20 protein-coding genes and 1 riboswitch are annotated in these 24660 nt (G+C 68.4%); of the genes, 12 read left to right on the forward strand and 8 right to left on the reverse strand.

What is annotated here, in order from left to right; all coding sequences use genetic code 11:
- Positions 1-76: 76 nt before the first annotated feature.
- Positions 77-1801: an ABC transporter family substrate-binding protein gene (locus ITJ62_RS10500; RefSeq protein WP_194601748.1), complete on the reverse strand. Its 1725-nt coding sequence runs from the start codon at positions 1799-1801 to the stop codon at positions 77-79.
- A 296-nt stretch (positions 1802-2097) separates the two neighbouring features.
- On the opposite strand from ITJ62_RS10500, the gene ITJ62_RS10505 reads away from it, so the two are divergent.
- Genes ITJ62_RS10505 through ITJ62_RS10520 form a run of 4 tightly spaced genes read left to right on the forward strand, consistent with a single transcriptional unit; the run spans position 2098 to position 6773 of the window.
- Positions 2098-3081, forward strand: a complete 984-nt coding sequence (locus tag ITJ62_RS10505; RefSeq protein ID WP_079705532.1) for an ABC transporter permease — start codon at positions 2098-2100, stop codon at positions 3079-3081.
- Between the two features lie 4 nt (positions 3082-3085).
- Positions 3086-4009: an ABC transporter permease gene (locus ITJ62_RS10510; RefSeq protein ID WP_079705531.1), complete on the forward strand. Its 924-nt coding sequence runs from the start codon at positions 3086-3088 to the stop codon at positions 4007-4009.
- Positions 4002-6107, forward strand: a complete 2106-nt coding sequence (locus ITJ62_RS10515; protein ID WP_194601751.1) for an ABC transporter ATP-binding protein — start codon at positions 4002-4004, stop codon at positions 6105-6107. Before ITJ62_RS10510 ends, ITJ62_RS10515 begins: the two co-directional genes overlap by 8 nt.
- A 48-nt stretch (positions 6108-6155) precedes the next feature.
- Positions 6156-6773 (forward strand): hypothetical protein, encoded by a 618-nt coding sequence (locus ITJ62_RS10520; protein WP_194601754.1) that lies wholly within the window; start codon positions 6156-6158, stop codon positions 6771-6773.
- Positions 6774-6855: 82 nt separating this feature from the next.
- On the opposite strand, the gene ITJ62_RS10525 is transcribed toward ITJ62_RS10520, so the two are convergent.
- The 4 genes from ITJ62_RS10525 to ITJ62_RS10540 form a co-directional block, all read right to left on the reverse strand.
- Entirely contained in the window at positions 6856-8607 is a 1752-nt protein-coding gene (locus ITJ62_RS10525; protein ID WP_079002093.1) for an ABC transporter ATP-binding protein, read from the reverse strand.
- Positions 8604-9542: an ABC transporter permease gene (locus ITJ62_RS10530; RefSeq protein WP_192005235.1), complete on the reverse strand. Its 939-nt coding sequence runs from the start codon at positions 9540-9542 to the stop codon at positions 8604-8606. The genes ITJ62_RS10525 and ITJ62_RS10530 overlap by 4 nt, the downstream gene beginning before the upstream one ends.
- Before the next feature lie 13 nt (positions 9543-9555).
- Entirely contained in the window at positions 9556-10488 is a 933-nt protein-coding gene (locus ITJ62_RS10535) for an ABC transporter permease (protein WP_153303412.1), read from the reverse strand.
- Between the two features lie 75 nt (positions 10489-10563).
- Positions 10564-12183, reverse strand: coding sequence for an ABC transporter substrate-binding protein (locus tag ITJ62_RS10540; protein ID WP_240555714.1), 1620 nt, complete (start codon positions 12181-12183; stop codon positions 10564-10566).
- A 336-nt stretch (positions 12184-12519) separates the two neighbouring features.
- Here ITJ62_RS10540 and ITJ62_RS10545 point away from each other — a divergent pair, with 336 nt between their 5' ends.
- Positions 12520-13332 (forward strand): CPBP family intramembrane glutamic endopeptidase, encoded by an 813-nt coding sequence (locus ITJ62_RS10545; RefSeq protein WP_194601760.1) that lies wholly within the window; start codon positions 12520-12522, stop codon positions 13330-13332.
- A 75-nt stretch (positions 13333-13407) separates the two neighbouring features.
- Here ITJ62_RS10545 and gcvP read toward each other — a convergent pair whose 3' ends face one another.
- Genes gcvP through gcvT form a run of 3 tightly spaced genes read right to left on the reverse strand, consistent with a single transcriptional unit; the run spans position 13408 to position 17831 of the window.
- Positions 13408-16329, reverse strand: a complete 2922-nt coding sequence (gene gcvP, locus ITJ62_RS10550; RefSeq protein WP_194601763.1) for an aminomethyl-transferring glycine dehydrogenase — start codon at positions 16327-16329, stop codon at positions 13408-13410.
- Positions 16329-16703, reverse strand: coding sequence for a glycine cleavage system protein GcvH (gcvH, locus tag ITJ62_RS10555; protein ID WP_064296422.1), 375 nt, complete (start codon positions 16701-16703; stop codon positions 16329-16331). The genes gcvP and gcvH overlap by 1 nt, the downstream gene beginning before the upstream one ends.
- Before the next feature lie 3 nt (positions 16704-16706).
- The gene (gene gcvT, locus ITJ62_RS10560) at positions 16707-17831 is read right to left on the reverse strand and encodes a glycine cleavage system aminomethyltransferase GcvT (protein ID WP_194601766.1); all 1125 of its coding nucleotides are present in this window, start codon (positions 17829-17831) and stop codon (positions 16707-16709) included.
- Between the two features lie 161 nt (positions 17832-17992).
- A riboswitch (glycine riboswitch) is annotated at positions 17993-18078 on the reverse strand.
- Positions 18079-18229: 151 nt separating this feature from the next.
- Here gcvT and ITJ62_RS10565 point away from each other — a divergent pair.
- The 7 genes from ITJ62_RS10565 to ITJ62_RS10595 all read left to right on the forward strand — a co-directional run bounded on the left by ITJ62_RS10565 (position 18230) and on the right by ITJ62_RS10595 (position 24576).
- On the forward strand, positions 18230-19012 hold the full coding sequence (locus ITJ62_RS10565) for an NUDIX domain-containing protein (protein WP_194601769.1): 783 nt from the start codon (positions 18230-18232) through the stop codon (positions 19010-19012).
- On the forward strand, positions 19009-20316 hold the full coding sequence (gene nadA, locus ITJ62_RS10570) for a quinolinate synthase NadA (RefSeq protein WP_194601773.1): 1308 nt from the start codon (positions 19009-19011) through the stop codon (positions 20314-20316). Before ITJ62_RS10565 ends, nadA begins: the two co-directional genes overlap by 4 nt.
- Position 20317: 1 nt before the next feature.
- Positions 20318-21943: an L-aspartate oxidase gene (gene nadB / locus ITJ62_RS10575; RefSeq protein ID WP_194601776.1), complete on the forward strand. Its 1626-nt coding sequence runs from the start codon at positions 20318-20320 to the stop codon at positions 21941-21943.
- On the forward strand, positions 21937-22788 hold the full coding sequence (nadC, locus tag ITJ62_RS10580) for a carboxylating nicotinate-nucleotide diphosphorylase (RefSeq protein ID WP_194601779.1): 852 nt from the start codon (positions 21937-21939) through the stop codon (positions 22786-22788). Before nadB ends, nadC begins: the two co-directional genes overlap by 7 nt.
- Position 22789: 1 nt before the next feature.
- Complete coding sequence (locus tag ITJ62_RS10585; RefSeq protein WP_194601781.1) at positions 22790-23932, forward strand: cysteine desulfurase family protein; 1143 nt, start codon at positions 22790-22792, stop codon at positions 23930-23932.
- A 110-nt stretch (positions 23933-24042) separates the two neighbouring features.
- Positions 24043-24243: a hypothetical protein gene (locus ITJ62_RS10590; protein ID WP_064296429.1), complete on the forward strand. Its 201-nt coding sequence runs from the start codon at positions 24043-24045 to the stop codon at positions 24241-24243.
- A gap of 117 nt (positions 24244-24360) precedes the next feature.
- On the forward strand, positions 24361-24576 hold the full coding sequence (locus ITJ62_RS10595) for a hypothetical protein (protein ID WP_064296430.1): 216 nt from the start codon (positions 24361-24363) through the stop codon (positions 24574-24576).
- Positions 24577-24660: the final 84 nt, after the last annotated feature.

Here is a 24660-nt window from a genome sequence, read left to right on the forward strand (position 1 = left end):
TGAACGGCGACGGGCACCGGCGGTTTCCCGCCGATGCCCGTCGCCCTCAGGGTTCAGGAGGAACCCGTCGTGTCGCCTACTTCTTCCAGCCCACGTTCTTCCAGTCGATGGTCTCGAACTGGGTCGGCCCGTAGTTCACGAGCCCGGTCTTGACGCCGTAGGTGTACGGCACCGGGAACAGCGGGAGCGTGGTCGCGAGGGCGACGATCTTCTTGTCGATCTCCTTCGCGATCTCGAGGCGCTTGTCGGGGTCGAGCTCCGCGTTGGCGCTCGCCCAGAGGTCACCGAGCGAGTCGTCGGTGACGCCGGGGAAGTTCTGCCCGGAGTCGGCCGGGTAGAAGATCGACTCGGTGCTGGAGATCGGGAAGGCGGTGCCCTGCCAGGCGAAGCTCACGGCGTCGAAGTCGCGGGTCTCGGTGGTGACGTACTTCGTGAAGAAGTCGTCCGAGGGGACGGTGTCGATCTGGAGGTCGAAGCCCGCCTCCTTCACCATGGCCTGCACCTGCTGCGACGTCTCGGCGGAGACCGGGTTGTCGGAGTCGATGACGTAGCGGACGGTCAGCTTCTGGCCGTCCTTCTCGCGGATGCCGCCGCTGCCTTCCTTCCAACCGGCGTCCTCGAGCTGCTTCTTGGCCGCGTCGATGTCGTAGCCGAGCACCTTGGAGGCGTCGTCCTCGTAGCCGTCCTGGCCCGGGAGGAAGATGAGGTTGTTCAACAGGTCGGTCGGTGCGTCGATCGCGGCGAGGCGGGCCTCGGCGATGGTCTGACGGTTGATCGACTTGGCGAACGCCTGCCGGACCTCGGGGTCGCTCAGGACCTCGGACGTACCGTTCAGGGTGATGTGGTTGTACGTCGTGCCGCGCGAACGCTGGATCTCAGCGTCGCTGCGCTTCTGAGCCGTCTGGTAGTTGTCGGCGTTCGAGCCGATGCTGAAGACGTCGATCTCACTGTTGGAGAACGCCTGCGCGAGACCGGAGCGGGACACCTGCTTGAAGATGATGTTGTCGAGCTTCGGCTTGTCGCCCCACCACTTCGGGTTGGGCTCGAAGGTCACGACCGCGCCGGTCTGGTCGATCTTGCTGACGATGTACGGGCCGCCGGAGACGTAGGTGGTGCCGTCAGCCGCGTAGGGGCCGGTCGCCCAGAGGGTGTTGAAGGACTCCGGCGTCGCGCCGAGCCACTTCGGCCAGATGTTGCCGAGGATGGAGGGCCAGTCGGCGTTCTTGTTCTTGAACGTGATGAGGACGTCCTGCGGGCTGTCGCCGGCGGTGACGGACTCGATGTCCTTCCACACGTTGGTGGCGGTGGGCGCATAGGCGGGGTCGACGCCGTTCAGCGACTTCCAGGTGGCGGCGAAGTCGTCGACGCTCATGGCGGTGCCGTCCGACCAGACAGCGTCCGGGTTGATCTTGATCTCGACGACCTGCGGGTCCTCGGTCTTCAGCTCGACGGAGGTCGCGAAGTCGGGGTTCGCCTCCCAGGTGCCGTCTTCCTTGATGTTGATGAACGACGGCGTGTACAGGTTGCTGAGGAACTGGTCGTCGACGGTGCCGCTGTCGAGGTTGTAGAGGTTCCAGTTCGCGGGGATCGCATCGACGGCGAGGTTGAGCGAACCGCCCTGGGCGATCTGGTCGGCGTCGGCGCGCTCCCAGCCGGTGCCGGACAGCTCGGCGGGCTTCGACGTCGAGCCGCCACCGCCTGAACCGCCTCCGGTGCAAGCCGTCAATGCGAGGGCGACGATCGAGACGCCGGCGAGGATCATCCCGCCGCGCCGCTTCGATCCCTGTGTTCTGGAACTCATCGAGATCCACCTTTCGTGACGTGTAACTGCGCAACGCCGCACCGATGCGGAGCGGAAGGCGCGCAGGCCAATGTGGACCATCTTGCACCCGCTCCGGGGATCCCCCACAAGTGGGCACGAATTGTTACCGTTTCGATTTCTCGACGGTACGAGCCGGAAACATACGTTTCGTTTCCTGAGTACACGCGTCGTTTTCTGATTCCCGATGGTTCGGGGTTACAGTGTCTCCACCCCACGAGGGGAGCACAGCTGACGGGACGACGCGGTCCCGCACAACGACTTCGCAAGGCTGGTACATGATCGGGTTCATTGCACGGCGGTTGGTCAACTACCTGTTCCTCTCCGCCATCGCCACCATGCTGGGCTACGTGCTCGTGAGCATGACACTCCAGCCCTCGGCCCGGTTCCTCGGGAAGAACCCGCCCATCCCGCAGTCCTCGATCGACGCGGCGCTCGACAAGATGGGCGTCAACCCGAAGGTGCCGCTGCTCGAACGCCTCTGGGACTGGGTCACGCAGCTCGTGACCACCGGGTCCCTCGGCGTCAGCACCCGCGGCACCCAGGTCACGGCCGACATCTTCGAGCGTTCGGGCACGAGCCTCCGACTCCTCGTCATCGGCACCATCCTGGGCGCGGTCATCGGCGTCGCCCTCGGCGTCTGGGGTGCCGTCCGGCAGTACCGGGCCAGCGACCAGATCATCACCTACGCCTCGTTCACGATCCTCGCGATGCCCGTCTTCGTCATCGGCGTCGTGCTCATGATCCTCGCGACGTCGCTCAACCAGGCGGTCGGCACGAACGTCATCAACTTCACCGGCGAGTACACCGCCGGTTTACAGGGCGGGTTCTGGACACAGTTCGGTGACCGGGCGATGCATCTGCTGTTGCCCACGATCACCCTCACCGTCGGCGCCGTCGCCTCGTACTCGCGGTACCAGCGCAGCGCCATGCTCGACGTGATGAGCGCCGACTACATCCGGACCGCCCGCTCGAAGGGCCGGACCCGCGGCTCCGCGATCATCCGACACGGCGTCCGCGTCGCGCTCATCCCGATGTCGACGTTCTTCGCCTACTCCTTCGGGCTCATCCTCACCGGCGCGAGTGTGACGGAGAACGTCTTCAGCTGGCACGGCATGGGCGAGTACCTCCTCACGAGCGTCTCGAACTCGGACATCAACGCCGCCGCCGGGACCATCCTCTTCACCTCCATCCTCGTCCTGATCGCCGGAACGCTCTCCGACGTGATCTATGCGGCGCTCGACCCGAGAGTGCGGGTGTAACCACATGGCACTGACCGATCCATCGACCCTCACCGTCGGGGAACCCGAGACGATGCGGGACGCGCCCAAGCGGCCGCAATCCCGCGGACGCACGATCCTCCGGAAGGTGCTCGCCACGAAGCGCGCCCGCATCGGCGGCGGCGTCCTCCTCTTCATCATCCTCTGGGCCTTCATCGGCCCGCTGCTCTCCCCCTGGTCCTTCACCGACCAGGACGGCCTCGCCTTCAGCCAGCCGCCCTCGCTGTCGCACTGGTTCGGCACGAACAACATCGGCCAGGACGTGTACGCGCAGACCCTCGTCGGTCTGCAGAAGTCCATCGTCATCGGCCTGATCGTCGGCCCGGGGGCGGCGATCATCGCCGGACTCGTCGGGGCCATCGCCGGCTACGTCGGCGGCGTCTGGGACAAGGCGATCGTGTGGCTCATCGACCTGCTCCTCGTCATCCCCGGCTTCTTCCTCCTCGTGCTCCTCAGCCCGGCGTTCAAGTCGCTCTCCTGGCTCGCCCTCGTCGTCTTCCTCGTCCTGTTCGGCTGGATGGTGCTCGCCCGCGTCATCCGCGGGCAGACGATGTCGCTCCGCGAACGCGAGTACGTCAAGGCGGCCCGGTTCATGGGCGTCCCCGGGTTCACGATCATCCGTCGGCACATCATCCCGAACGTCGCGAGCCTCCTCATCATCGACGCGACGCTCGGCATCGGCGCGGCGATCCTGTCGGAGACGACGCTGAGCTTCTTCGGCTTCGGCGTCCAGGCACCCGACGTCTCGCTCGGCACCCTGCTCGCCGCCGGTGCGAGTGCGGCCGTGACGCGGCCCTGGCTGTTCGTGTTCCCCGCAGCGATCCTCGTCATCACCGTGCTCGCCTCGAGCCTCCTCGGCGACGCCCTCCGCGACGCCATCGACCCGACCTCAGGAGCCAACCGTGACTGACCCCCAGGCGACCGCGCCGCTCCTCAAGGTCGACGACCTCACCGTCACCTTCCCCAACGCCGGCACGCCCGTGCACGCCGTCCGCGGTGTCTCCTACGAGGTGCGGCGAGGCGAGTTCCTCGGCATCGTCGGCGAGTCGGGCTCCGGCAAGAGCGTCTCCTCGATGGCCGTCATGGGGCTGCTCCCGACCAATGCGCAGGTGAGCGGCAGCATCCGCTACGACGGCGTCGAGTTGCTCGGCCAGTCCGACAAGGAACTGTCGAAGATCCGAGGGCGCGACATCGCCATGATCTTCCAGGACCCGCTCTCGGCCCTCACGCCCGTCTACACGATCGGTCAGCAGATCGCCGAGGGGCTCCGCCTCCACGACTCCGCGCTCTCGCAGCGCGCCGCCGAGACCCGGGCCGTCGAGCTCCTGAAGATCGTCGGCATCCCGAACGCGGAGCGGCGTGCCAAGTCGTTCCCGCACGAGTTCTCCGGCGGCATGCGTCAGCGGGCCATGATCGCGATCGCCATCGCGAACGACCCACAGCTGATCATCGCCGACGAGCCGACCACCGCGCTCGACGTCACCATCCAGGCGCAGATCCTCGAGGTGCTCCAGAAGGCGAAGGACATCACCGGCGCCGCCGTGGTGCTCATCACGCACGACCTCGGTGTCGTCGCCGGGAACGCCGACCGGGTGGCCGTGATGTACGCCGGCCGGATCGTCGAGACGGCGCCCGTCGTCCCGCTGTTCCGCGAACCGCTCATGCCGTACACGATCGGTCTGCTGCGCTCCATGCCGAACATGGCGGCGAACCAGCAGGAGCGACTCGTCCCACTCGAGGGACGCCCACCGCTGTTGACGACCGTGCCGACCGGCTGCCCGTTCGCCCCGCGCTGCCCGATCGCCGTGGCCGCCTGCCTCAAGGGTGAACCGGCGCTGCTCCCCGTCCTCGACGGTCCCGTCGAGGACCCGACGACCTCGGTCAACCACACCGCTGCTTGCATCCGCGCCGGCGAGATCGCCGACGGATCCCTGCGCCGCCCGGAGATCTTCCCTCGGCCGGACGAGGTGCCGGAGGAGCTCGTCGCCGAGGTCGCTCCGGAGACCGTCCTCGACGTCCGCGACCTGACCCGCGCCTTCCCGCTCACGAAGGGCGTCGTCTTCCGGCGCAACATCGGGACCGTCCGCGCGGTCGACGGCGTCTCGTTCAGCGTCCAGCGCGGGCGCACCCTCGGCCTCGTCGGCGAGTCCGGCTGCGGGAAGACGACGACGATCATGGAGATCCTCGAGCTCGCCAGGACGCAGGGCGGCAGCATCCACGTGAACGGGGTCGACACCGCGACGCTGTCGAAGCCCGACCGCCGGAAGCTGCGCAGCGACATCCAGGTGGTGTTCCAGGACCCGATGGCCTCGCTCGATCCGCGCATGACCATCGAGGACATCATCGGCGAACCGTTGACCGTCCACGGGGTCTCCCCCGCCGAGATCCGCTCCCGCGTCGGGGCCATGCTCGAACTCGTCGGCCTGGAGCCGTCCTTCGCCGGCCGGTACCCGCACGAATTCTCGGGTGGCCAGCGACAGCGCATCGGCATCGCCCGAGCGCTCGTCGTCGAACCGAAGATCCTCGTGCTCGACGAGCCGGTCTCCGCGCTCGACGTCTCCGTCCAGGCGGGCGTCATCAACCTGCTCGAAGATCTCAAGCAGCGGCTCGGACTCTCATACCTCTTCGTCGCTCACGACCTCGCCGTCGTCCGACACATCGCGGACGACGTGGCGGTCATGTACCTCGGACGCATCGTCGAGTACGGGCCGAGCGCCACGATCTTCGACGACCCGAAGCACCCGTACACGCAGGCGCTCCTCTCCGCGGTGCCGGTCCCGGACCCCGAGATCGAACGCAGCCGGCAGCGCATCCTGCTGAACGGCGACCTCCCCTCCCCCAGCGACGACCGGGTCGGCTGCAGTTTCCGGAGCCGCTGCCCGCTGTTCCAGTTGCTGCCGGCGGAGAAGCAGGCGGTCTGCGAACGCGACGATCCGCGAGAACGCCCCGTCGACGGACGGCTCGTGGCGTGTCACCATGCGGAGAGCGACCGGCTCGTCACCGCCTGATCGAGCCGCGCGGCCCCCGCGGGTCGGCGGCCTGAAAGGATGGTGGATGTGAACGACGCGACGAACGCCGGCAATCGGACCACCCTGCGGAGCACGAGCGGCTTCTGGATCCTCGGGGTCACCGCCCTGCTCATGGTCTTCTTCATCATCGACGCCGTCGGCCGCGGGGCCTGGGGCTTCGCGGTCCAGGCGCTCCCGTGGGAGCTCCTCGTCGTGTGGCTGGTCTACCTCGTCCTCGTCCGACCCTGCATCGTCATCGAGCCGTCGCAGCTGACCATCGTGAACGTGGGGCGTCTCCATGACATCCCGTGGTCGCGCATGGAGGAGGCGACGAGCCGCTACCAGCTCACGGTGCTCCTCCGCGACGGTCGGAGGATCACGAGCTGGGGCGCACCGAGCGCCGGTCTCGACCGCCCGTCCATGATCGGCGGACGCGCCGGACGACGCGGGGTCGACCATCAGGACCGCGCGGCAGGTGTCCGCCGACCCGGTCGCGCCGGGAACGAGGGTCCGACGGCCGTCGACCTCATCGACCGCGCACACGAACGCTGGGGCCGGATCGACCCGAAGGACGACCGCCTCGCCACCTCACGCTGGGACGTCGTCGCCCTCGGCGTCACGGCCGCACTCGTCCTCTGGGGCATTGCCTCGGCGCTCCTCGGCTAGCGGCCGGCGGACGCCTCCCTCAACGCCGAAGGGCGGTGCCACGGATCACTCCGCGGCACCGCCCTTCGACGTGGTGCGCCGGTTACAGCGCGAGCTCGATCCCGGCGCCGGGGATGGCGTCGAGGAGTTCGCGCGTGTACTGCTGCTTCGGGTTCTCGAAGACGTCGTCCGTGGTCGACGCCTCCACGATCTTCCCCTTCTGCATGACCGCGACGTTGTCGGCGATCACGCGCACGACCGCGAGGTCGTGGGTGATGAAGAGGTACGTCAGCTGCAACTCCGACTGGAGGTCGGCGAGCAACTGCAGGATCTGCGCCTGGACGAGGACGTCGAGCGCGGACACCGCCTCGTCGAGGACGACGATCTCAGGCTTCAACGCGAGTGCGCGAGCGATCGCGATGCGCTGACGCTGTCCACCGGAGAGCTCGTTCGGGTACCGGGTCGCGACCGCCTGCGGCAGCGAGACCTGGTCGAGGAGCTCCAGCACGCGCGCACGGCGGGAGGCCTTGTCGCCCACCTTGTGCGTGACGAGCGGTTCAGCGATCGTGTTGCCGATGTTCCGCAGCGGGTCGAGGGAACCGTAGGGGTCCTGGAAGACCGGCTGCATCTTCCGACGCAGCGCGAGGAGGCCCTTGCGGTCGAGTCCCTCCATCACCTTGCCACCGATGCGGATACTGCCCGAGGTCGGAGTCTCCAGTTGGAGCAGCAGCTTCGCGACTGTGGACTTGCCCGAACCGGACTCGCCGACGAGGGCCATGGTGGTGCCCTTCGGGATCTGGAACGAGACACCGTCGACAGCCTTCAGCTCGCTCGCCTGACCTTTCTGTCCACGGATCTTGTACACCTTCTCCAAGTCGTCGACGACGATCGCCGGCTCGACCTTCGCGAGATCGAGCTGCGCGGCGGCACGGTGCTCCGCTGCGACGATGAGGTCGATCCCCTCTGAACCGGCCGGGGCCTCGTGCTCGAGCGTCTCCAGCGACCCGGTCGCGGACTGGATACGACGGGATGCGAGGCTCGGCGCCGCAGCGACAAGACGCTGTGTGTACGGGTGCACCGGGTTCTGCAGGATCTCGACCGAGGGACCGGCTTCGACGATCTGCCCCTTGTACATGACGATGAGCTTCTCGGCACGCTCGGCCGCGAGACCGAGGTCGTGCGTGATGAAGAGCAGCGCCGTGCCACTGTCGCGGGTGAGGCTCTCGAGGTGGTCGAGGATCTTCCGCTGCACCGTGACGTCGAGCGCCGAGGTGGGCTCGTCCGCGATGAGCAGCTTCGGGCTCGACGACAGACCGATACCGATGAGCACGCGCTGACGCATACCGCCGGAGAACTGGTGCGGGAACTGCTTCAGGCGACGGTCGGCGTCGGAGAGGCCGGCCTGCTGGAGCACCTCGATCGCCTTGGCGCGGACGGCCTGCTTGCCCTGGGCGATGCCGTTGGCACGGATGGCCTCCTCGACCTGGAACCCGATGTTCCACACCGGGTTCAGGTTGGACATCGGGTCCTGGGGCACGAAACCGATCAGGCGTCCGCGAACGTCCTCGATCTCCTTGCGCGAGAGCTTGGAGAGGTCGCGACCCTCGAAGAGGATCTCGCCGCCCGTGATCTTGCCGGTCCCGGGGAGCAGGTTGATGATGGCGTGCGCCGTCGTCGACTTACCGGAACCCGATTCACCGACGATCGCGACCGTCTCACCGGGCATCATGGTGAAACTCGTCTTACGGATGGCCTGGACGGTACCGCTCTGCGTCCGGAACCCGACCTCGAGGTCCTTGACCTCGAGGAGCGGCTGCCCGGTGCGTGCGCCGGCCGATGGGGTGTGGCTGCTCAACGGAGTGCCCTCGCCTTCGGGTCGAGTGCATCGCGCAGAACCTCGCCGAGCATGATGAAGCTGAGCACGGTGAGCGAGAGCGCGATGGACGGGTAGATGAGCACTTGCGGAGCGGTCCGGAGGTCGCGCTGGGCCTGCGAGATGTCCGCGCCCCACGAGATCGATTCCGAGCCGAGTCCGACGCCGAGGAACGACAGCGTGGCTTCCGCGACGATGGCCGAGGCCAACGACAGCGTGATCACGACGATGACCGGGGCGATCGAGTTCGGCAGGACGTGGCGCACGAGGATCCGGAACCGCGAGACGCCGAGAGCGATGGAGGCCTGCACGTAGTCCGCGTTCTTCACTCGCAGGATCTCAGCACGGAGCACTCTCGCGACGCTCGGCCAGACGAACAGTCCGACCGCGAGGGAGATGGTCCAGACACTGCGATATGCGGCGAGAGCCGACATGACCACGACCGCGGCGAGGATGTACGGGATCGAGAAGAAGATGTCGCCGATGCGCGAGAGCACCGAGTCGACCCAGCCGCCGTAGAAGCCGGACAACGCACCGAAGCTGATGCCGAGCACGCAGACGATCGCGGTCACGATGAGCCCGACCGCGAGCGACGTGTTGGCACCGAAGATGACCCGCGAGTAAATGTCGCAGCCCTGCTTCGTGAAGCCGAGCGGATGCGCGAGCGACGGGTCGCCGAGGCTGTTGTCGAGATTGCAGCTCCGTGGATCGACGTGTGAGAACAGGCCGGGCAACAGCGACACGACGACGACGAGGACGATGAGCACGGCCGAGATCCAGAACATCGGCTGACGGCGCATGTATGCCCAGGCGTCGGTCCAGAGGTTACTCGGCTTCTCGTCGACCTTGACAGCATCGATCACCGCAAGCGGCGTCTCCTCCAGCGGGGCGACGAAGTGCGTGGATGAACGCTTCATCTGTGGTTCCTGATCATGACTTGACATAGCGGATCCTCGGGTCGAGCACGGCGTACAGCAGGTCGACCAGCAGGTTGACGAGCAGATAAACGAGCACCATCACGGTTACGAAGGACACGACGGTGGGCCCTTCCCCGCGGATGATCGCCTGGTAGAGCGTGCGACCGACACCGGGCACGTTGAAGATGCCCTCGGTGACCGTTGCTCCGACGATGAGCACACCGAAGTCGACGGCCAGGTAGGTGACGACCGGGATCAGCGAGTTACGGAGGATGTGCACCGGGATGATGCGACGACGGCTGAGGCCCTTCGAGGCCGCGGTGCGCACGAAGTCGAGCGACTGGGTCTCGATCACGGCGCCGCGGGTCAGGCGGGTGATCTGCGCGAAGCTGATCGTCGCGAGCACGAGCGCCGGAAGTAACAGGTCCTGTATCGGCGCACCGGCACCGACGGTCACCCTGAACCAACCGAGTTGGATGCCGAAGACGAACTGCGCGATGAACGCCACCACGAAGACCGGCAGCGAGATGAGGATGAGGCTGACGACCAGGAAGGACGCATCGAAGATACCGCCCTTGCGGAGTCCCGAGACGAGCCCGATCGTGATGCCGGCGACCATCTCGAAGAAGACGGCGAGGACAGCGAGGCGGAGCGTGACCGGGAAGGTCTGCGCGAGGATCTCGGAGACCGGCTGCCCGGAGAACGAGGTACCGAGGTCGCCGGTGAGGATGCCGCCGAGGTACAGGAAGTACTGCACGATGAACGGCTTGTCGAGGTTGTACTCCGCGCGCAACTGTTCGAGGACGGCCGGGCTGGGGGTCCGGTCACCGAAGAGCGCGAGGATGGGATCGCCCGGGAGGGCGAACACCATGAAGTAGATGAGGAACGTCGTACCGAGCAGGACCGGGATGGCCTGCAGGATACGGCGGAGGATGTAATTGCCCAAAGCGGGACTCCTGAACTCGTGAAAACTGGGTGGGCCCGGAAGAACCGGACCCACCCAGTTGTGCCGTCTACAAGATTACTTGGTGATCTCGTAGTAGAGGGGCACGGAGTTCCAACCGAACTCGACGTTCTGGACGCCCTCGCCGAATCCACCACTCACGTTCTGGTACCAGAGCGGAATGGCGGGCAGGTCCTTGAACAGGACCTCCTGGGCCTCCTGGAACTTCTTGTTCGCGGCATCCAGGTCGGACTCGCTCGCACCCTCGCTCAGCAGCTTGTCGAACTCGGGGCTCGAGTAGTCGCCGTCGTTGGAGGAAGCGCCGGTCGCGTACAGCGGGCCGAGGAAGTTGTACAGACCCGGGTAGTCGGCCTGCCATCCGCTGCGGAACGCGGTCTGGATCTGACGGCTCGTGATGCTCTCGCGGAAGTCACCGAAGACGGCGACCGGAACACCGGAGGACTCGATACCGAGCGTGTTCTTGATGTTGTTCGTCACAGCGTCGACCCAGGCCTGGTGCGGTCCGTCGGCGTTGTATGCGATCTGGAAGGAGCCGTCCCACGGGGAGATGGCGTCAGCCTCGGCCCAGAGTTCCTTGGCCTTCTTGTCGTCGTTGGTCAGCACCTCGTTGCCGGGGATGTCCTTCGAGTAGCCGTCGATGACGGGCGAGGTGAAGTCGGTCGCCGGGGTGCGGGTGCCCTCGAAGATGACGTCGGTGATCTGCTTGCGGTTGATCGCGTAGGAGATCGCCTGACGACGCAGCTGACCCTCTTCGCCGCTGAAGTGCGGGAGGCGGGACGGGATGGTGAAGGACTGGAAGACGGCAGCGGGCTGGTTCACAGCGCGGTCACCCAGGTCGTCCTGGAAGGTGGAGATGGCCGAGTCGGGGATCTGGTCCAGGACGTCGAGGTTGCCACCAAGCAGGTCGGCGTACGCCGCGTCGAAGCTGGCGTAGAAGTTGATCGTCACGCCGCCGTTCTTCGGCTTGCGGCCACCGTTGTACTCGTCGTTGGTGACGAGCGCGATGGACTCATTGTGCTTCCAGGCCTTTTCGCCGTCGAGCTTGTACGGGCCGTTGCCGATCGGGTTCTGACCGAACTCGGCCGTGACCTTGCCAGCCTCGTCGAACGCCGACTTGGGCAGCGGGTAGAACGAGGAGTATCCGAGGCGCAGCGGGAAGTCAGAGCGAGCCTCGTTGAGCTCGACCGTGAAGGTCGTGTCGTCGACGACGTTGAGGCCGGTGAGGGGCTGGTCGGCGTCGTAGCTGAAGCCCTTGATGTCCTCGAAGAAGTAGCTGTTCTTGCGAGCGTTCGAGAGGAGCGCGGCGTCCTGCCAAGCGTTCACGAACGACTCGGCGTCAACCGGGTCACCGTTGGTGAACTTCTGGTCCGGCTTGATCTTGATCGTGAAGGTGATCGAGTCGTCGGTCTCGATCGACTCAGCCAGGTCGTTGACCGGCTTGCCCTTGGCGTCGTAGTAGACGAGGCCCGCGAAGATCTCGTCGAGGATCTTTCCGCCACCGACCTCGTTGGTGTCGCTCGGGATGAGGCCCGACTCCGGCTCGGAGCCGTTGGTCGTGATGATGGATGATGCGCTGCTGGTGCTCTCGCTGCTGGAACCGCCACCGGAACAACCGGTGAGGACGAGAGCCCCTGCTGCGATGATGGCGGCGGCAGAGCCGAACCGACTGAACTTCACAGTTCCTCCTTGGGGAAAGGGCAAGCGAAACCAGCGCATCGTGTGCGCTGGATCGCTCTTTGAATACTCTGACGATAAGCAGAAGCAGGACGGCGAGCAAACTGGGACGCCAAACGTTACACAGCGGTAACCCAATCGACGGATTGTTGCTCACGGATGCTTTTTCGTGCACGGATCCCGCCCACGACGCAACAGAACGATCATGTTCGCAAAACTCGTGCGGTCGCCTCCTCGTTCCAGATACGAATCGTAAGGCGTTCATCTCCCGATATCCGCCGAGCGGACGTGCAGATGGTATGCGGTGCGCTCGGAGCCACCAGATAGCAGAATGGACCGGTGAGCGAGCAGAACACCACCGAGCGGGGACCGTACCTCCCCGAGGGCGCCGGACACAGCCGTCGGTGGTGGGAGATCGCCATCGTCCTCGCGCTGAGCCTCGGGGCGTCGGCGGTGTACTCGATCATCTCGCTCATCGCGAAGCTCACCGCCGGGCCACCGCTCTCCGATCAATCGGCGGCGATCAACACCACGCAGGCCACCCGGGAGTGGCTCGACTTCAGCTACCAGTTCCTCGGGCTGTTCTTCCAGCTCGCGCCGGTCGCCCTCGTCATCTACCTGCTCTGGCGGCCCGGACGCAGCGGCTTCGCGCGGATGGGACTCGACCTCCGCTCCCCCGGACGCGACCTCGGCCGCGGTCTGCTCCTCGTCGCCGCGATCGGTGTCCCCGGCATAGGTGTGTACGCGTTGGGCCGCGCACTCGGCGTCACGGTCGCGGTCTCGACGTTCCCCGACACCATGTACTGGTGGACGATCCCGATGCTCGTCTTCTCCGCCCTCCGCGCCGGCCTCCAGGAGGAGGTCATCATCATCGGCTACCTGTACACCAGGCTCCGCGAGATCGGGTGGGGGTGGTGGACGATCATCCTGTCGACCGCCGTCCTCCGCGGGAGCTACCACCTGTACCAGGGCATCGGGCCGTTCTTCGGCAACGTCGCCATGGGGATCGCGTTCGGCTGGTGCTACAAGCGCTGGGGTCGGGTGATGCCCCTCGTCGTCGCCCACACGGTCATCGACATCATCTCGTTCGCGGGCTTCCCGCTCGCCGTCGCCTGGTGGCCGGAGATCTTCGCCGCGACGCCGTCCTCCTGACGATCCCTTCGCCCATCACGGGGTGAACGAGCACTCCCTCGCCCACGAATGGGCGAGGGAGTGCTCGTGGACCGGCTAGGCGAATGCCTCGGGCGGCGGGCAGGCGCACACCAGGTTGCGGTCGCCGTACGCCTGGTCGATGCGACGCACCGGCGGCCAGTACTTCGTGCGCACGAGCGTATGCACCGGGTAGACGGCGAGCTCGCGCGAGTACGCGTGCGTCCATTCCCCCTCGATGACCGACTGGGCCGTGTGCGGCGCCCCGACGAGCGGGTTGTCGTCGGCAGGCCATTCGCCCGCCGCGACGGCGTCGGCTTCCGCCTTGATCGCGATCATCGCGTCGATGAAGCGGTCGACCTCGGTGAGGTCTTCGCTCTCCGTCGGCTCGACCATGAGCGTCCCTGCGACGGGGAACGACATCGTCGGCGCGTGGAACCCGTAGTCGACGAGGCGCTTGGCCACGTCGTCGACGGAGATCCCGGTCGACTCCTTGAGCGGACGGAGGTCGAGGATGCACTCGTGCGCCACGAGGTCGCTGTCGCCCGTGTACAGGACGGGATAGTGGTCGCGCAGTCGCGCAGCGATGTAGTTCGCCGCGAGCACCGCGGCCCCGGTCGCCTCGCGGAGCCCTTCCGAACCCATCATGCGGACGTACGCCCACGAGATCGGCAGGATGCTCGGGCTGCCATAGGGAGCCGCCGAGATCGGACCGCCGTCGTGCACGACCGTCCCGCCGCCGAGCAGCGGGTGCTCGGCGCGCTGCGCCAGCGGGTGACCGGGCAGGAACGGCGCGAGGTGCGCCTTCGCAGCGACCGGCCCGACACCGGGGCCGCCGCCGCCGTGCGGGATGCAGAACGTCTTGTGCAGGTTCAAGTGCGAGACGTCGCCGCCGAACTCCCCGAACCGCGCGTACCCGAGCAGCGCGTTGAGGTTCGCGCCGTCGACGTAGACCTGGCCGCCGGCGTCGTGCACGGCCTGGGTGATCGTCTTCACCTCGTGTTCGTACACGCCGTGGGTGGACGGGTAGGTGATCATGAGCGCGGCGAGGGACTCGGCGTTGGCCTCGATCTGCGACCGGAGGTCGTCGAGGTCGACGTTGCCCTGCTCGTCGCACGCGACGACGACCACACGCATCCCGGCGAGCACGGCGGAGGCCGCGTTCGTGCCGTGCGCGCTCGACGGGATGAGGCAGACCGTCCGCTGCTCGTCGCCGTTCGCGCGGTGGTAGCCGCGGATGGCGAGGAGGCCGGCGAGCTCACCCTGGCTGCCGGCGTTCGGCTGGAGCGAGACGGAGTCGTACCCGGTGACCTCGGCCAGCCAGGTCTCGAGCTGGTCGACGAGTTCGAGGGAGCCTGCGACATCCTCACGCGGCGCGAACGGGTGCAGCCCGGCGAACTCGGGCCAGGTGACGGCCTCCATCTCGGTGGCGGCGTTGAGCTTCATCGTGCACGAACCGAGCGGGATCATCCCGCGGTCGAGCGCGTAGTCGCGGTCGGCCAGCTGCTTGAGGTACCGCATCATGGCGGTCTCCGAGTGGTGCGTGTTGAACACCGGGTGCGTCAGGTACTCGGTCTCGCGCGTGAGCGCGGCCGGGTACTCCGACACGGCACTCGGACCGAACGCCGAGGCGGAGGACCCCTCGTCGAAGACGTATGCCGACGGCTCTCCGGCGGTGGCGGTCCCAGCGGTCGTGAGCACCTCGACGAGGGTCGGGACGACGCTCTCGACCGCGCTCACCTCGTCGAAGCTCATCGAGACGGTCGTCTCGTCGATGGCCCACAGCAGGAGGCCGCGTTCGTGCGCACCCGCCACCACCGCTGCGCTGTCGGCGACGCGCACCTGCAGGGTGTCGAAGTAGTGCTCCGTGAGCACCTCGACACCGGCCGACCCCAGCAGACGGGCGGCACTCGCGGTGGTCGCGTGCACCGACTGTGCGATCCGCTTGAGCCCGTCGGGCCCGTGGTACACGGCGTACATCGCGGCCATGACCGCCAGCAGGACCTGGGCCGTGCAGATGTTGCTCGTGGCCTTCTCACGGCGGATGTGCTGCTCGCGCGTCTGCAGCGTGAGCCGGTAGGCGGGGTGACCCGCCGCGTCCTGGCTGACGCCGACGAGGCGACCGGGCATCTGGCGCTCGAGGCCCTTGCGGACCGCGAGGTACCCAGCGTGCGGCCCGCCGAAGCCCATCGGCACGCCGAAGCGCTGGCTCGTCCCGACCGCGATGTCCGCGCCGAGGGAACCGGGCGAGGAGATGAGCGTGAGGGCGAGGAGATCGGCCGCGACGACCGACACGCCGCCGGCGGCCTTGACCGCTGCGAGGACCGCCGACGGGTCCCACACGAGCCCGGAGGCGCCGGGGTACTGCACGAAGACGCCGAACGCCGCCGGGAGGTCCTCGGGCGAGGTGGTGGACAACGGCAGCTCGACGAGGTCGATGCCGACCGCTTCCGCGCGACTCCGGAGGAGCGCCTTCGTCTGCGGGTACGCGTCGGCGTCGACGATGAACGTCGCGTCCGCGAGCTTCGAGGCCCGGCGCGCGAGGAGCATGCCTTCGACGACCGCGGTGCTCTCGTCGAGCATCGAGGCGTTGGCCGTGTCGAGACCGGTGAGGTCGGCGACCATCGTCTGGAAGTTGATGAGCGCCTCGAGGCGACCCTGCGAGATCTCGGGCTGATACGGCGTGTAGGCCGTGTACCACGAGGGGTTCTCGAGCACGTTCCGTTTGATGACCGCCGGCGTGATCGTGTCGAAGTAGCCGAGACCGATCAGGCTCCGGTTCACCGTGTTGCGGCCGGCGAGCTCACGGAGTTCGGCGAGCGCCGCCCGCTCGGTCGCGGCGTCGGGGATGCTCGACGAGGCGAGCTCGGCGGCCGTGATCGCGGAGGGGACGGCCGCGGCGAGCAGGGCGTCGACGCTGTCGTACCCGACGGCGGCGAGCATCGTCGCCTGGGCGGCGGTGTCGGTTCCGATGTGCCGTTCTGCGAAGCGGTCCGCCATCACTCGCCCACCAGCGCGGCGTAGTCGTCCCAGCTGAGGAGCGTGTCGGGCAGCGCGTCGTACCGGACCGAGACGAGCCAGCCGGCACCGAACGGGTCGCTATTGACGAGCGACGGGTCGTCGACGACGGCGTCGTTGGCCTCGACGACCTCGCCGTCGAGTGGGGCGAAGAGCTCGCCGACGGATTTCGTGGACTCGATCTCGCCGACCACGGTGCTGGCTGAGAGCGCCGCGCCGACGGCGGGGAGGTCCACGAAGACGACGTCACCGAGCTTCTCGGCGGCGTAGTCGGTGATCCCGATGACGGCGAGATCGCCCTCGACGCGGATCCACTCGTGCTCGGCGGTGTACTTGAGGGTGGTCTTGTCGGCCATGGGTTACTTCTCTCTCGAATAGAAGGGGAGCGTGGTGACGGTCGCGGGGATCCGCGTGCCGCGGACGTCGATGTCGAGCATGGTGCCCGGCTCGGCGTGGTCGGGGTGCACGTAGGCCATGGCGATCGGGTGTCCGAGGGTGGGCGACAGCGCCCCGCTCGTCACCTCGCCGACGGTCGTGTCGCCGGCGAGGACGCGGTAACCGGCACGACCGGCGCGACGCCCCTCGGAGACGAGGGCGACGAGCACCGGTGCGCCGTCCGCCGGGCCGGCCTCGACGGCGTCGCGACCGATGAACGTGCCGTGCTTGCCGAGTGCGACGACGCGGCCGAGTCCGGCCTGCATGGGCAGCATGTCCGGACCGAGCTCGTGGCCGTACAACGGCATTCCGGCTTCGAGGCGGAGCGTGTCGCGACTGGCGAGCCCGGCGGGGACCAGTCCGAGCGGTGTCCCGGCGGCGACGATGGCGTTCCACAGCTCCACGGCGTCGGCCGCGTCGACGTACAGCTCGAACCCGTCCTCGCCGGTGTAGCCGGTGCGCCCGATGAAGACCGTGCCGTTCTCGAAGGAGGCACCCGTCGCGCGGTAGTACTTCACCTCGTCGAGGGAGGGCAGTTCGTCGAGGATGTGGAGCCCATCGGTCGCCTGGAGGATGGCGCGGGAGGCGGGCCCCTGGACGGCGATGAGCGCGATCTCGTCACTGCGGTCCATGACGACCACGTGCTCGAACGCCGCGGCCCGCTCGGTGAGCGCTGCGACGACGGCGTCGTGGTTGCCCGCGTTCGCGACGACGAGGTACTCGTGCTCGCCGTTGCGGTAGACGACGAGGTCGTCGATGATGCCGCCGGCCTCGTTCAGCAGCAGGGAGTACTTGGCCTGGAGCAGGTCGATGGCGGACAGCTTGCCCGCGAGCGCCTGGTCGAGGAAGTCGGCTGCGTCGTCGCCCACGACCTGGATCTCGGCCATGTGGGAGATGTCGAAGATGCCGGCGGCGGTGCGCACGGCGTGGTGCTCGGCGAGGTCGCTCGAGTACCGCACGGGCATCTGCCATCCGGCGAAGTCCGTGAAGCTCGCGCCGGCGGCTTCGTGGACGGCATGGAGCGGGCTGGTTCGTTCGAGGTCGGTCACGAGTTCTCCGGGGTCGCGTGGTGCGCTGCGGACACCTGACGGCGCCCGTTGGGAACTCCCCCTCTGTCATTGGCCTGAGAGCTTCACGAGCGCCGCTGCTGCGGACACTGCTTTCACCGTCGGCGAGCGCACCACGAACGTGCGCTGCTTTCCAGAGTGGCCAGTCCGATGCGGTACAGGACCTGAGAGATTGGCGGGGAGGCTTGCTCCTTCGGTGCCGGCGTACCGGCTCTCCCGCATCGTGTTTGCGGCCCGATGTTCGATTGAGCCGCCAGCATATCGCGAGTGGTCGCCTCGGCGCAGGACCTTGTTCGAGTCAGGTGTACACTAAGCCTGTATCGAGTACAGGTCATTTCTACCTGAAGTGCCGCCGGTGCTCCGGAACACGGAGATCCCCCATGCAGCGATCGACGACTCCCGCGGAGCAGACGGACCCGCAGGTCGGCCTCGCGGTCTCGACCGTCATCTTCACGCTGCGAGCCGACGACGGGTTCGGCGCGACCGACCCGGAGCCGGGAATCTGGCTCCCGCTCGTCCGGCGCATCCGTGAGCCCTACGACGGCCTCTGGGCACTGCCGGGCGGCCCGCTCGGTGCCGCGGAGTCCCTCGCGGACGCGGCCTCGTCGACCCTGGAGACGACCACCTCCCTCCGCCCGAGGTACCTCGAGCAGCTGTACGCGTTCGGCGACCTCGACCGCTCCCCCGCCGAGCGCGTCGTCTCGATCGTCTACTGGGCGCTCGTCGGGTCCGACGAGGCGAAGCGCACCCGGCTCGGCCAGAACGTCCGGTGGTTCCCGGCCGACGCACTCCCCCCGTTGGCCTTCGACCACCGCGACATCGTCGAGTACGCCCTGTGGCGGCTCCGCAACAAGCTGGAGTACAGCCACATCGCGCACGCCTTCCTCGGCGAGACCTTCACCCTCTCCGAACTCCGGGAGGTGCACGAGGCGGTGTTGCAGAAGCAGCTCGACCCCGCGAACTTCCGACGCCAGGTCGAGTCCTCCGGTCTCGTCCTGCAGACCGACGAACTCCGTACCGGTGGGCGCCACCGCCCGGCGCGGCTCTACCGGTGGACCCAGCCCGTCACCCGACCGGAGACCCCGTCGCCCGGCCGGTCGACGAGCCGCAGGCCCACGACGTCCACCCCGACCACCCGTCAGCAGTCCGAGGAGCCAGCATGACCATCACCGCATCCGTCGACGACACCATCCAGCAGATCACCGAGGGTGTGTCCGACGGCGCGACCTGCGCGCCCGAACTCGCGGCCGGGCCCTGGGTGTTCGACCTGCAGCCGCCGAGCTACGGCCCCGGCGCGTCGATGGGCGACGTCATCCCGACCGGTTCGCCGCGACAGGGACAACTCCCGGTCGCTTACCGAGACGCCTCGAACGACGAGCTCCACCGCCGCATCGTGGCCGCGAAGCAGACCCTCGGAGACCGCGTCGTGATCCTCGGACACTTCTACCAGCGGGACGAGGTGGTCCAGCACGCCGACTACATCGGCGACTCCTTCCAGCTCGCGAACGCGGCCAAGGCACGCACCGAGGCCGAGGCGATCGTGTTCTGCGGCGTGCACTTCATGGCCGAGACCGCCGACCTCCTGTCCGGACCCGAGCAGGCCGTGATCCTCCCGAACCTCGCCGCCGGATGCTCGATGGCCGACATGGCGGACATCGACCAGGTCGAGGAGGCGTGGGAGGCTCTCGAGGCGCTCTACGGGACCGAACCCGACGCCGAGGGCCGGGTACCGGTCATCCCCGTCACCTACATGAACTCCTCGGCGGCACTCAAGGGCTTCTGCGGTCGGCACGGCGGGATCGTCTGCACGTCCAGCAACGCGGAGACGGTCCTCCGGTGGGCCTTCGAGCGCGGACAGCGGGTCCTGTTCTTCCCGGACCAGCACCTGGGTCGGAACACCGCCAAGAAGCTGGGCGTGCCGCTCGAGCACATGCCGATGTGGAACCCGAACCGCCCGCTCGGCGGCAACGAGGCGACCGACCTCGAGCAGGCCGAGGTCATCCTGTGGCACGGCTTCTGCTCGGTGCACAAGCGGTTCACCGTCGACCAGATCGACCGCGCCCGGGCGCAGCACCCCGGCGTCCGGGTCATCGTGCACCCCGAGTGCCCGATGGCGGTCGTCGACGCCGCCGACGAGGCGGGATCGACGGACTACATCCAGAAGGCCATCGCGGCGGCGCCCGACGGCACCACGTTCGCGATCGGCACCGAGATCAACATGGTGCAGCGCCTCGCCGCGCAGTACCCGCAGCACACGATCTTCTGCCTCGACGACGTGATCTGCCCTTGCTCGACGATGTACCGAATCCACCCCGGCTACCTGGCCTGGGTGCTCGAAGGACTCGTCGCGGGCGAGGTGCTCAACCGCATCAGCGTCTCCGACGACGTGGCCGTCCCGGCCCGCCTGTCACTCGAGCGCATGCTCGCCGCGAAGCCGCCGGTCGCCGCCGGAACCCAGGCCGGCTGACATGGCGACGGTGCTCGTGGTCGGGAGCGGGATCGCCGGTCTCGTGGCCGCGATCCACGCGAGCGAACGGCACGACGTGGTGGTCGTCACCAAGGACGTCCTCGGCCAGAGCAACACGCGCTATGCCCAGGGCGGGATCGCCGGGGTCATGTTCGACGACGACCGCGTCGAGGACCACGTCCGGGACACGCTGCTGGCCGGCGCGGGGCTGTGCGACGAGGAGGCCGTGCGGGTGCTCTGCACCGAGGGGCCCGAACGGATCCGCGAGCTCATCGCCTTCGGTGTGGCGTTCGACCGCGACGGCGACGCCTTCGCGAAGGGCCTCGAAGCGGCCCACTCCTACCCCCGGGTGCTGCACGCCGGCGGTGACGCGACCGGCGCGGCGATCGAGACGGCGCTCGTCGAGACGCTCGCAGCCCGGCGGGTCACCGTGCTGGAGCACACCGTCCTCGTCGACCTGGTGGTCACCGCCGGGACGGTCACCGGAGCGCACCTCCGGTCCTCCGAGCGCGGTGCGTTCACCGTCGACGCCGACCAGGTGATCCTCGCCACCGGCGGTGTCGGACAGCTCTACCCGTTCACGACCAACCCGGCGGTGGCGACGGGCGACGGCGCGGCTGCAGCGCTCCGTGCCGGCGCGGTGCTGGCCGACGTGGAGTTCGTCCAGTTCCACCCGACCGCGCTCGCCGCACCCGGCAGCTTCCTCGTCTCCGAGGCCGTCCGCGGTGAGGGGGCCGTCCTCCGGGATGCGAACGGTGAACGCTTCATGCGGGCGCTGCACCCCGACGCCGAGCTGGCACCGCGCGACGTGGTCGCCCGCGGGATCGCGCGGACCATGGCAGCGCAGGGTGGTGCGCCGGTAACGCTCGACGCGACCGCGCTCGGTGCTGACCGCCTCGCCGCGCGGTTCCCGGGGATCGACGAGCACCTCCGAGCCTCCGGCGTGGACTGGTCACGCACACCGGTCGCCGTCGCCCCGGCTGCCCACTACTGGATGGGCGGCGTCGCCACGGACCTCGACGGCCGGACCAGCCTGCCCGGGCTCCTCGCCGTGGGCGAGGTCGCACGCACGGGCGTCCACGGCGCCAACCGCCTCGCCTCCAACTCGCTCCTCGAGGGTGCCGTCTTCGCGGCCCGTGCCGTCGCGGCGATCGATGCGGCACCGGGTCCGATCGCCGGTCGCCCGAGACTCGGCAGCGCGTGGGTCGTCCTGGATCCCCGTGCAGCCGAAGGCGATCCCGGGCTCCCAGCGGATCCCGTCGAGCCCTTCAGCCGATCGGCGCTCCATGCCGTGATGTGGCGGGATGCCGGGCTGGTCCGTGACGCGCGTGGTCTCGAGCTCGCGCGCCGGACCCTGCACCGGTGGTCGACCGAGCTCGACGACGTCGTCACCACACCGCGATCGGTCGCGGCCGCCGAGGACCGCAACCTCCTGCTGCTCGCCCGCGCCGTGGTCGCCGGTGCCCTCGCGCGCACCGAGTCACGCGGCGCGCACGCCCGGGACGACCATCCCGGTGTCGATCCGGATCAGGCGTCGCCCATCGCGGTCGTCCTCGCCACCTCGGCCGACGCGCCCCAGCCCACCACCCACCCATCCGCGAACGGAACCGTGCTCGCACCATGCTGACCCCACACCTCATCGACACCACCGTCACCGCGGCCCTCGTCGAGGACGCCCCGTGGGGCGACCTGACGGCGGCGACCCTCATCCCGGAGGACGCCACGGCCTCGGCATCCCTGACCGCTCGCGAGGCGGGCGTCTTCAGCGGGTCGGCCGTGTTCGAGGCGGCGTTCCGATTGACCGACCCACGCATCACGGTCGCGTTCCTCGTCGCCGACGGCGAACGGTTCGCCGCGGGCGACACCATCGCCATGGTGTCGGGTCCGGCGCGTGCCGTCCTGACCGCTGAGCGCGTCGCCCTGAACTTCGTGCAGCGGATGAGCGGCATCGCGACCACCACTGCGGCCTACGTCGAAGCCGTGTCGGACACCCGCGCCCGCATCGTCGACACCCGGAAGACGACCCCTGGCCTGCGCGTCTTCGAGCGCCACGCGGTGCGATCGGGCGGCGGACACAACCACCGCCATTCGCTCTCCGACGCCGTCATGGTCAAGGACAACCACCTGGCGGTCCTCCTCGAGCGCGGTCTGACGGTCACCGAGGCACTCCTGCGGGCTCGCGAGGAGCTCCCGCACACGACGACGATCGAGGTCGAGGTCGACCGCCTGGACCAGATCGAGGCGGTGCTCGCGGCGGGCGTCGACACGATCATGCTCGACAACTTCAGCGTCGACGAGCTCCGCGAGGGCGTCGCGCTGATCGCCGGCCGCGCCATCGTGGAGGCGAGCGGGAACGTGACGCTGTCGACGGTGCGGGCCATCGCGGAGACCGGCGTGGACGTCATCTCCTCCGGTGCCCTCACCCACAGCGTCCGGTCCCTCGACCTCGGGCTCGACATCTCGGTCGACTGAGATGCTCTACCTCGACAACGCCGCGACGACGCCGGTGCGCCCGGAGGTGCTCGAGGCGATGTGGCCGTACCTCACGCGCACCTTCGGTAACCCGTCGAGCCATCACACCGTCGGCGAGGCGGCGGCCGGGGCGTTGCGGGAGGCCCGGCGACGCGTCGCGACCGTGCTGGGCGTCCGACCTGGCGACGTGGTCTTCACCTCGGGCGGCACCGAAGCGGACAACCTGGCAGTCAAGGGCATCACCCTGGCGGCCCTCGATCGCGGACGCCATGTCGTCATCTCGCCGATCGAGCACGAGGCGGTCGCGGAATCGGTCGCGTACCTCACGCGGTTCCACGGGGTCGAGGCCACGGTCCTCCCGGTGGACGGGACCGGACTGGTCGACCCGGCCGAGCTCGCTGCTGCGCTTCGTCCTGACACGGTGCTGGTCTCGGTGATGGCCGCCAACAACGAGATCGGCACGGTCCAGGACCTGTCGGCGATCGGAGCCGTCACCCGGGCCGCAGGCGTCCCGTTCCACACCGACGCCGTGCAGGCGGCGGGATGGCTGCCGCTCGGACTGGATCGCCTCGGCGTGGACGCGCTGAGCCTCGCCGGCCACAAGCTCGGTGCTCCGAAGGGTGTCGGACTGCTTGCCGTGCGCGGGTCCCTGCCGCTGGAACCGCTCCTCCACGGCGGCGGGCAGGAACGCGGTCGCCGGAGCGGGACCGAACAGGTGGCCGCCGCCGTCGGGCTCGCGACCGCGCTGGAGCTCGCCGAGCGTGATCGGGTGGAAGCGGTCGACCGCGTCAGCGGGCTGCGTGACGCGTTCATCGCGAGGGTGCTGACAGAGGTCCCGCGAGCTCGGTTGACGGGCCACCCCGAACGACGACTGCCGGGTATCGCGTCGTTCGTGTTCCCCGGGACCTCCGGCGAGGCGGTCCTCCTCGAACTCGAACGGCGCGGCGTCATCTCCTCGAGCGGCTCCGCGTGCGCCGCCGGCAGCGACGAGCCGTCGCCGGTCCTCCTCGCGATCGGCATCGCTCCGGAGGTCGCGCAGACCGCCGTGCGCTTCAGTTGGACCGCCGCCGTCACCGCGGCCGAGCTGGACCGGACGGCGGGCGCCGTCGTCGCCGCGGTGGAGGCCGTCGCTGGCCTCCGCTGAACCCCACGACGACCGACCGGAATGGGATCAGGCCGCGCGCTCGGTGTCGGGTGTCCGATGCCGGGTGTCCGGCGCCACCCACCGCCGGACGCTGGGCTACGGTGGGATCCATGAGCACCGAGCAGGACGCGGCAGACCGCGCACGACGTCGACACGACAACGAGGACGCTGACGCCGTCACCCGGTTCCTCGCCGAGCGTGACCCGGAGTACGACCTCCACACGGAGCGTCTGGTCGACCCGGAGGAGGTCATCCTCAAGGACTGGCTGCCGCACGCGACCCCGACCGACGGCGGCGCACCCGCACCCTGAACCGGCCACAGCATGCTCTAGCCGCCGACGCAGCGGAACACAAGCGGTTGCCGCGCAGGCATCGGTCCGCGAGGCTGGGATCGTGACCGACAGTCGGGATCAGAGACGGAGTTGACGATGGGATTCCTGGACAACGCCAAGGACGCTGCTGAGGCGACGGGCAAGAAGATCGGCGAGGCCGTCGACGACACCAAGGAGCGCATCAGCGACAAGCTGGACGAGGCCAAGGCCGACGCGAAGGTGAAGCAGGCGGAGGCCGACGTGAAGAAGGCCGAGGCCGAGCGCGACACCACCGAGGCGAAGAACGACTACAAGGAGCAGCTGCGCGACTGACGCGCCCTCTGAACGACGAGGACCCCGCCTGGCGAACGCCGCGGGGTCCTCGCTCATGTCCGGGGTCGGTCTCCCCTGACGGCC

The sequence above is a fragment of the Plantibacter sp. VKM Ac-2876 genome, from assembly GCF_015350715.1.
GTDB classification, from domain to species: domain Bacteria; phylum Actinomycetota; class Actinomycetes; order Actinomycetales; family Microbacteriaceae; genus Plantibacter; species Plantibacter auratus.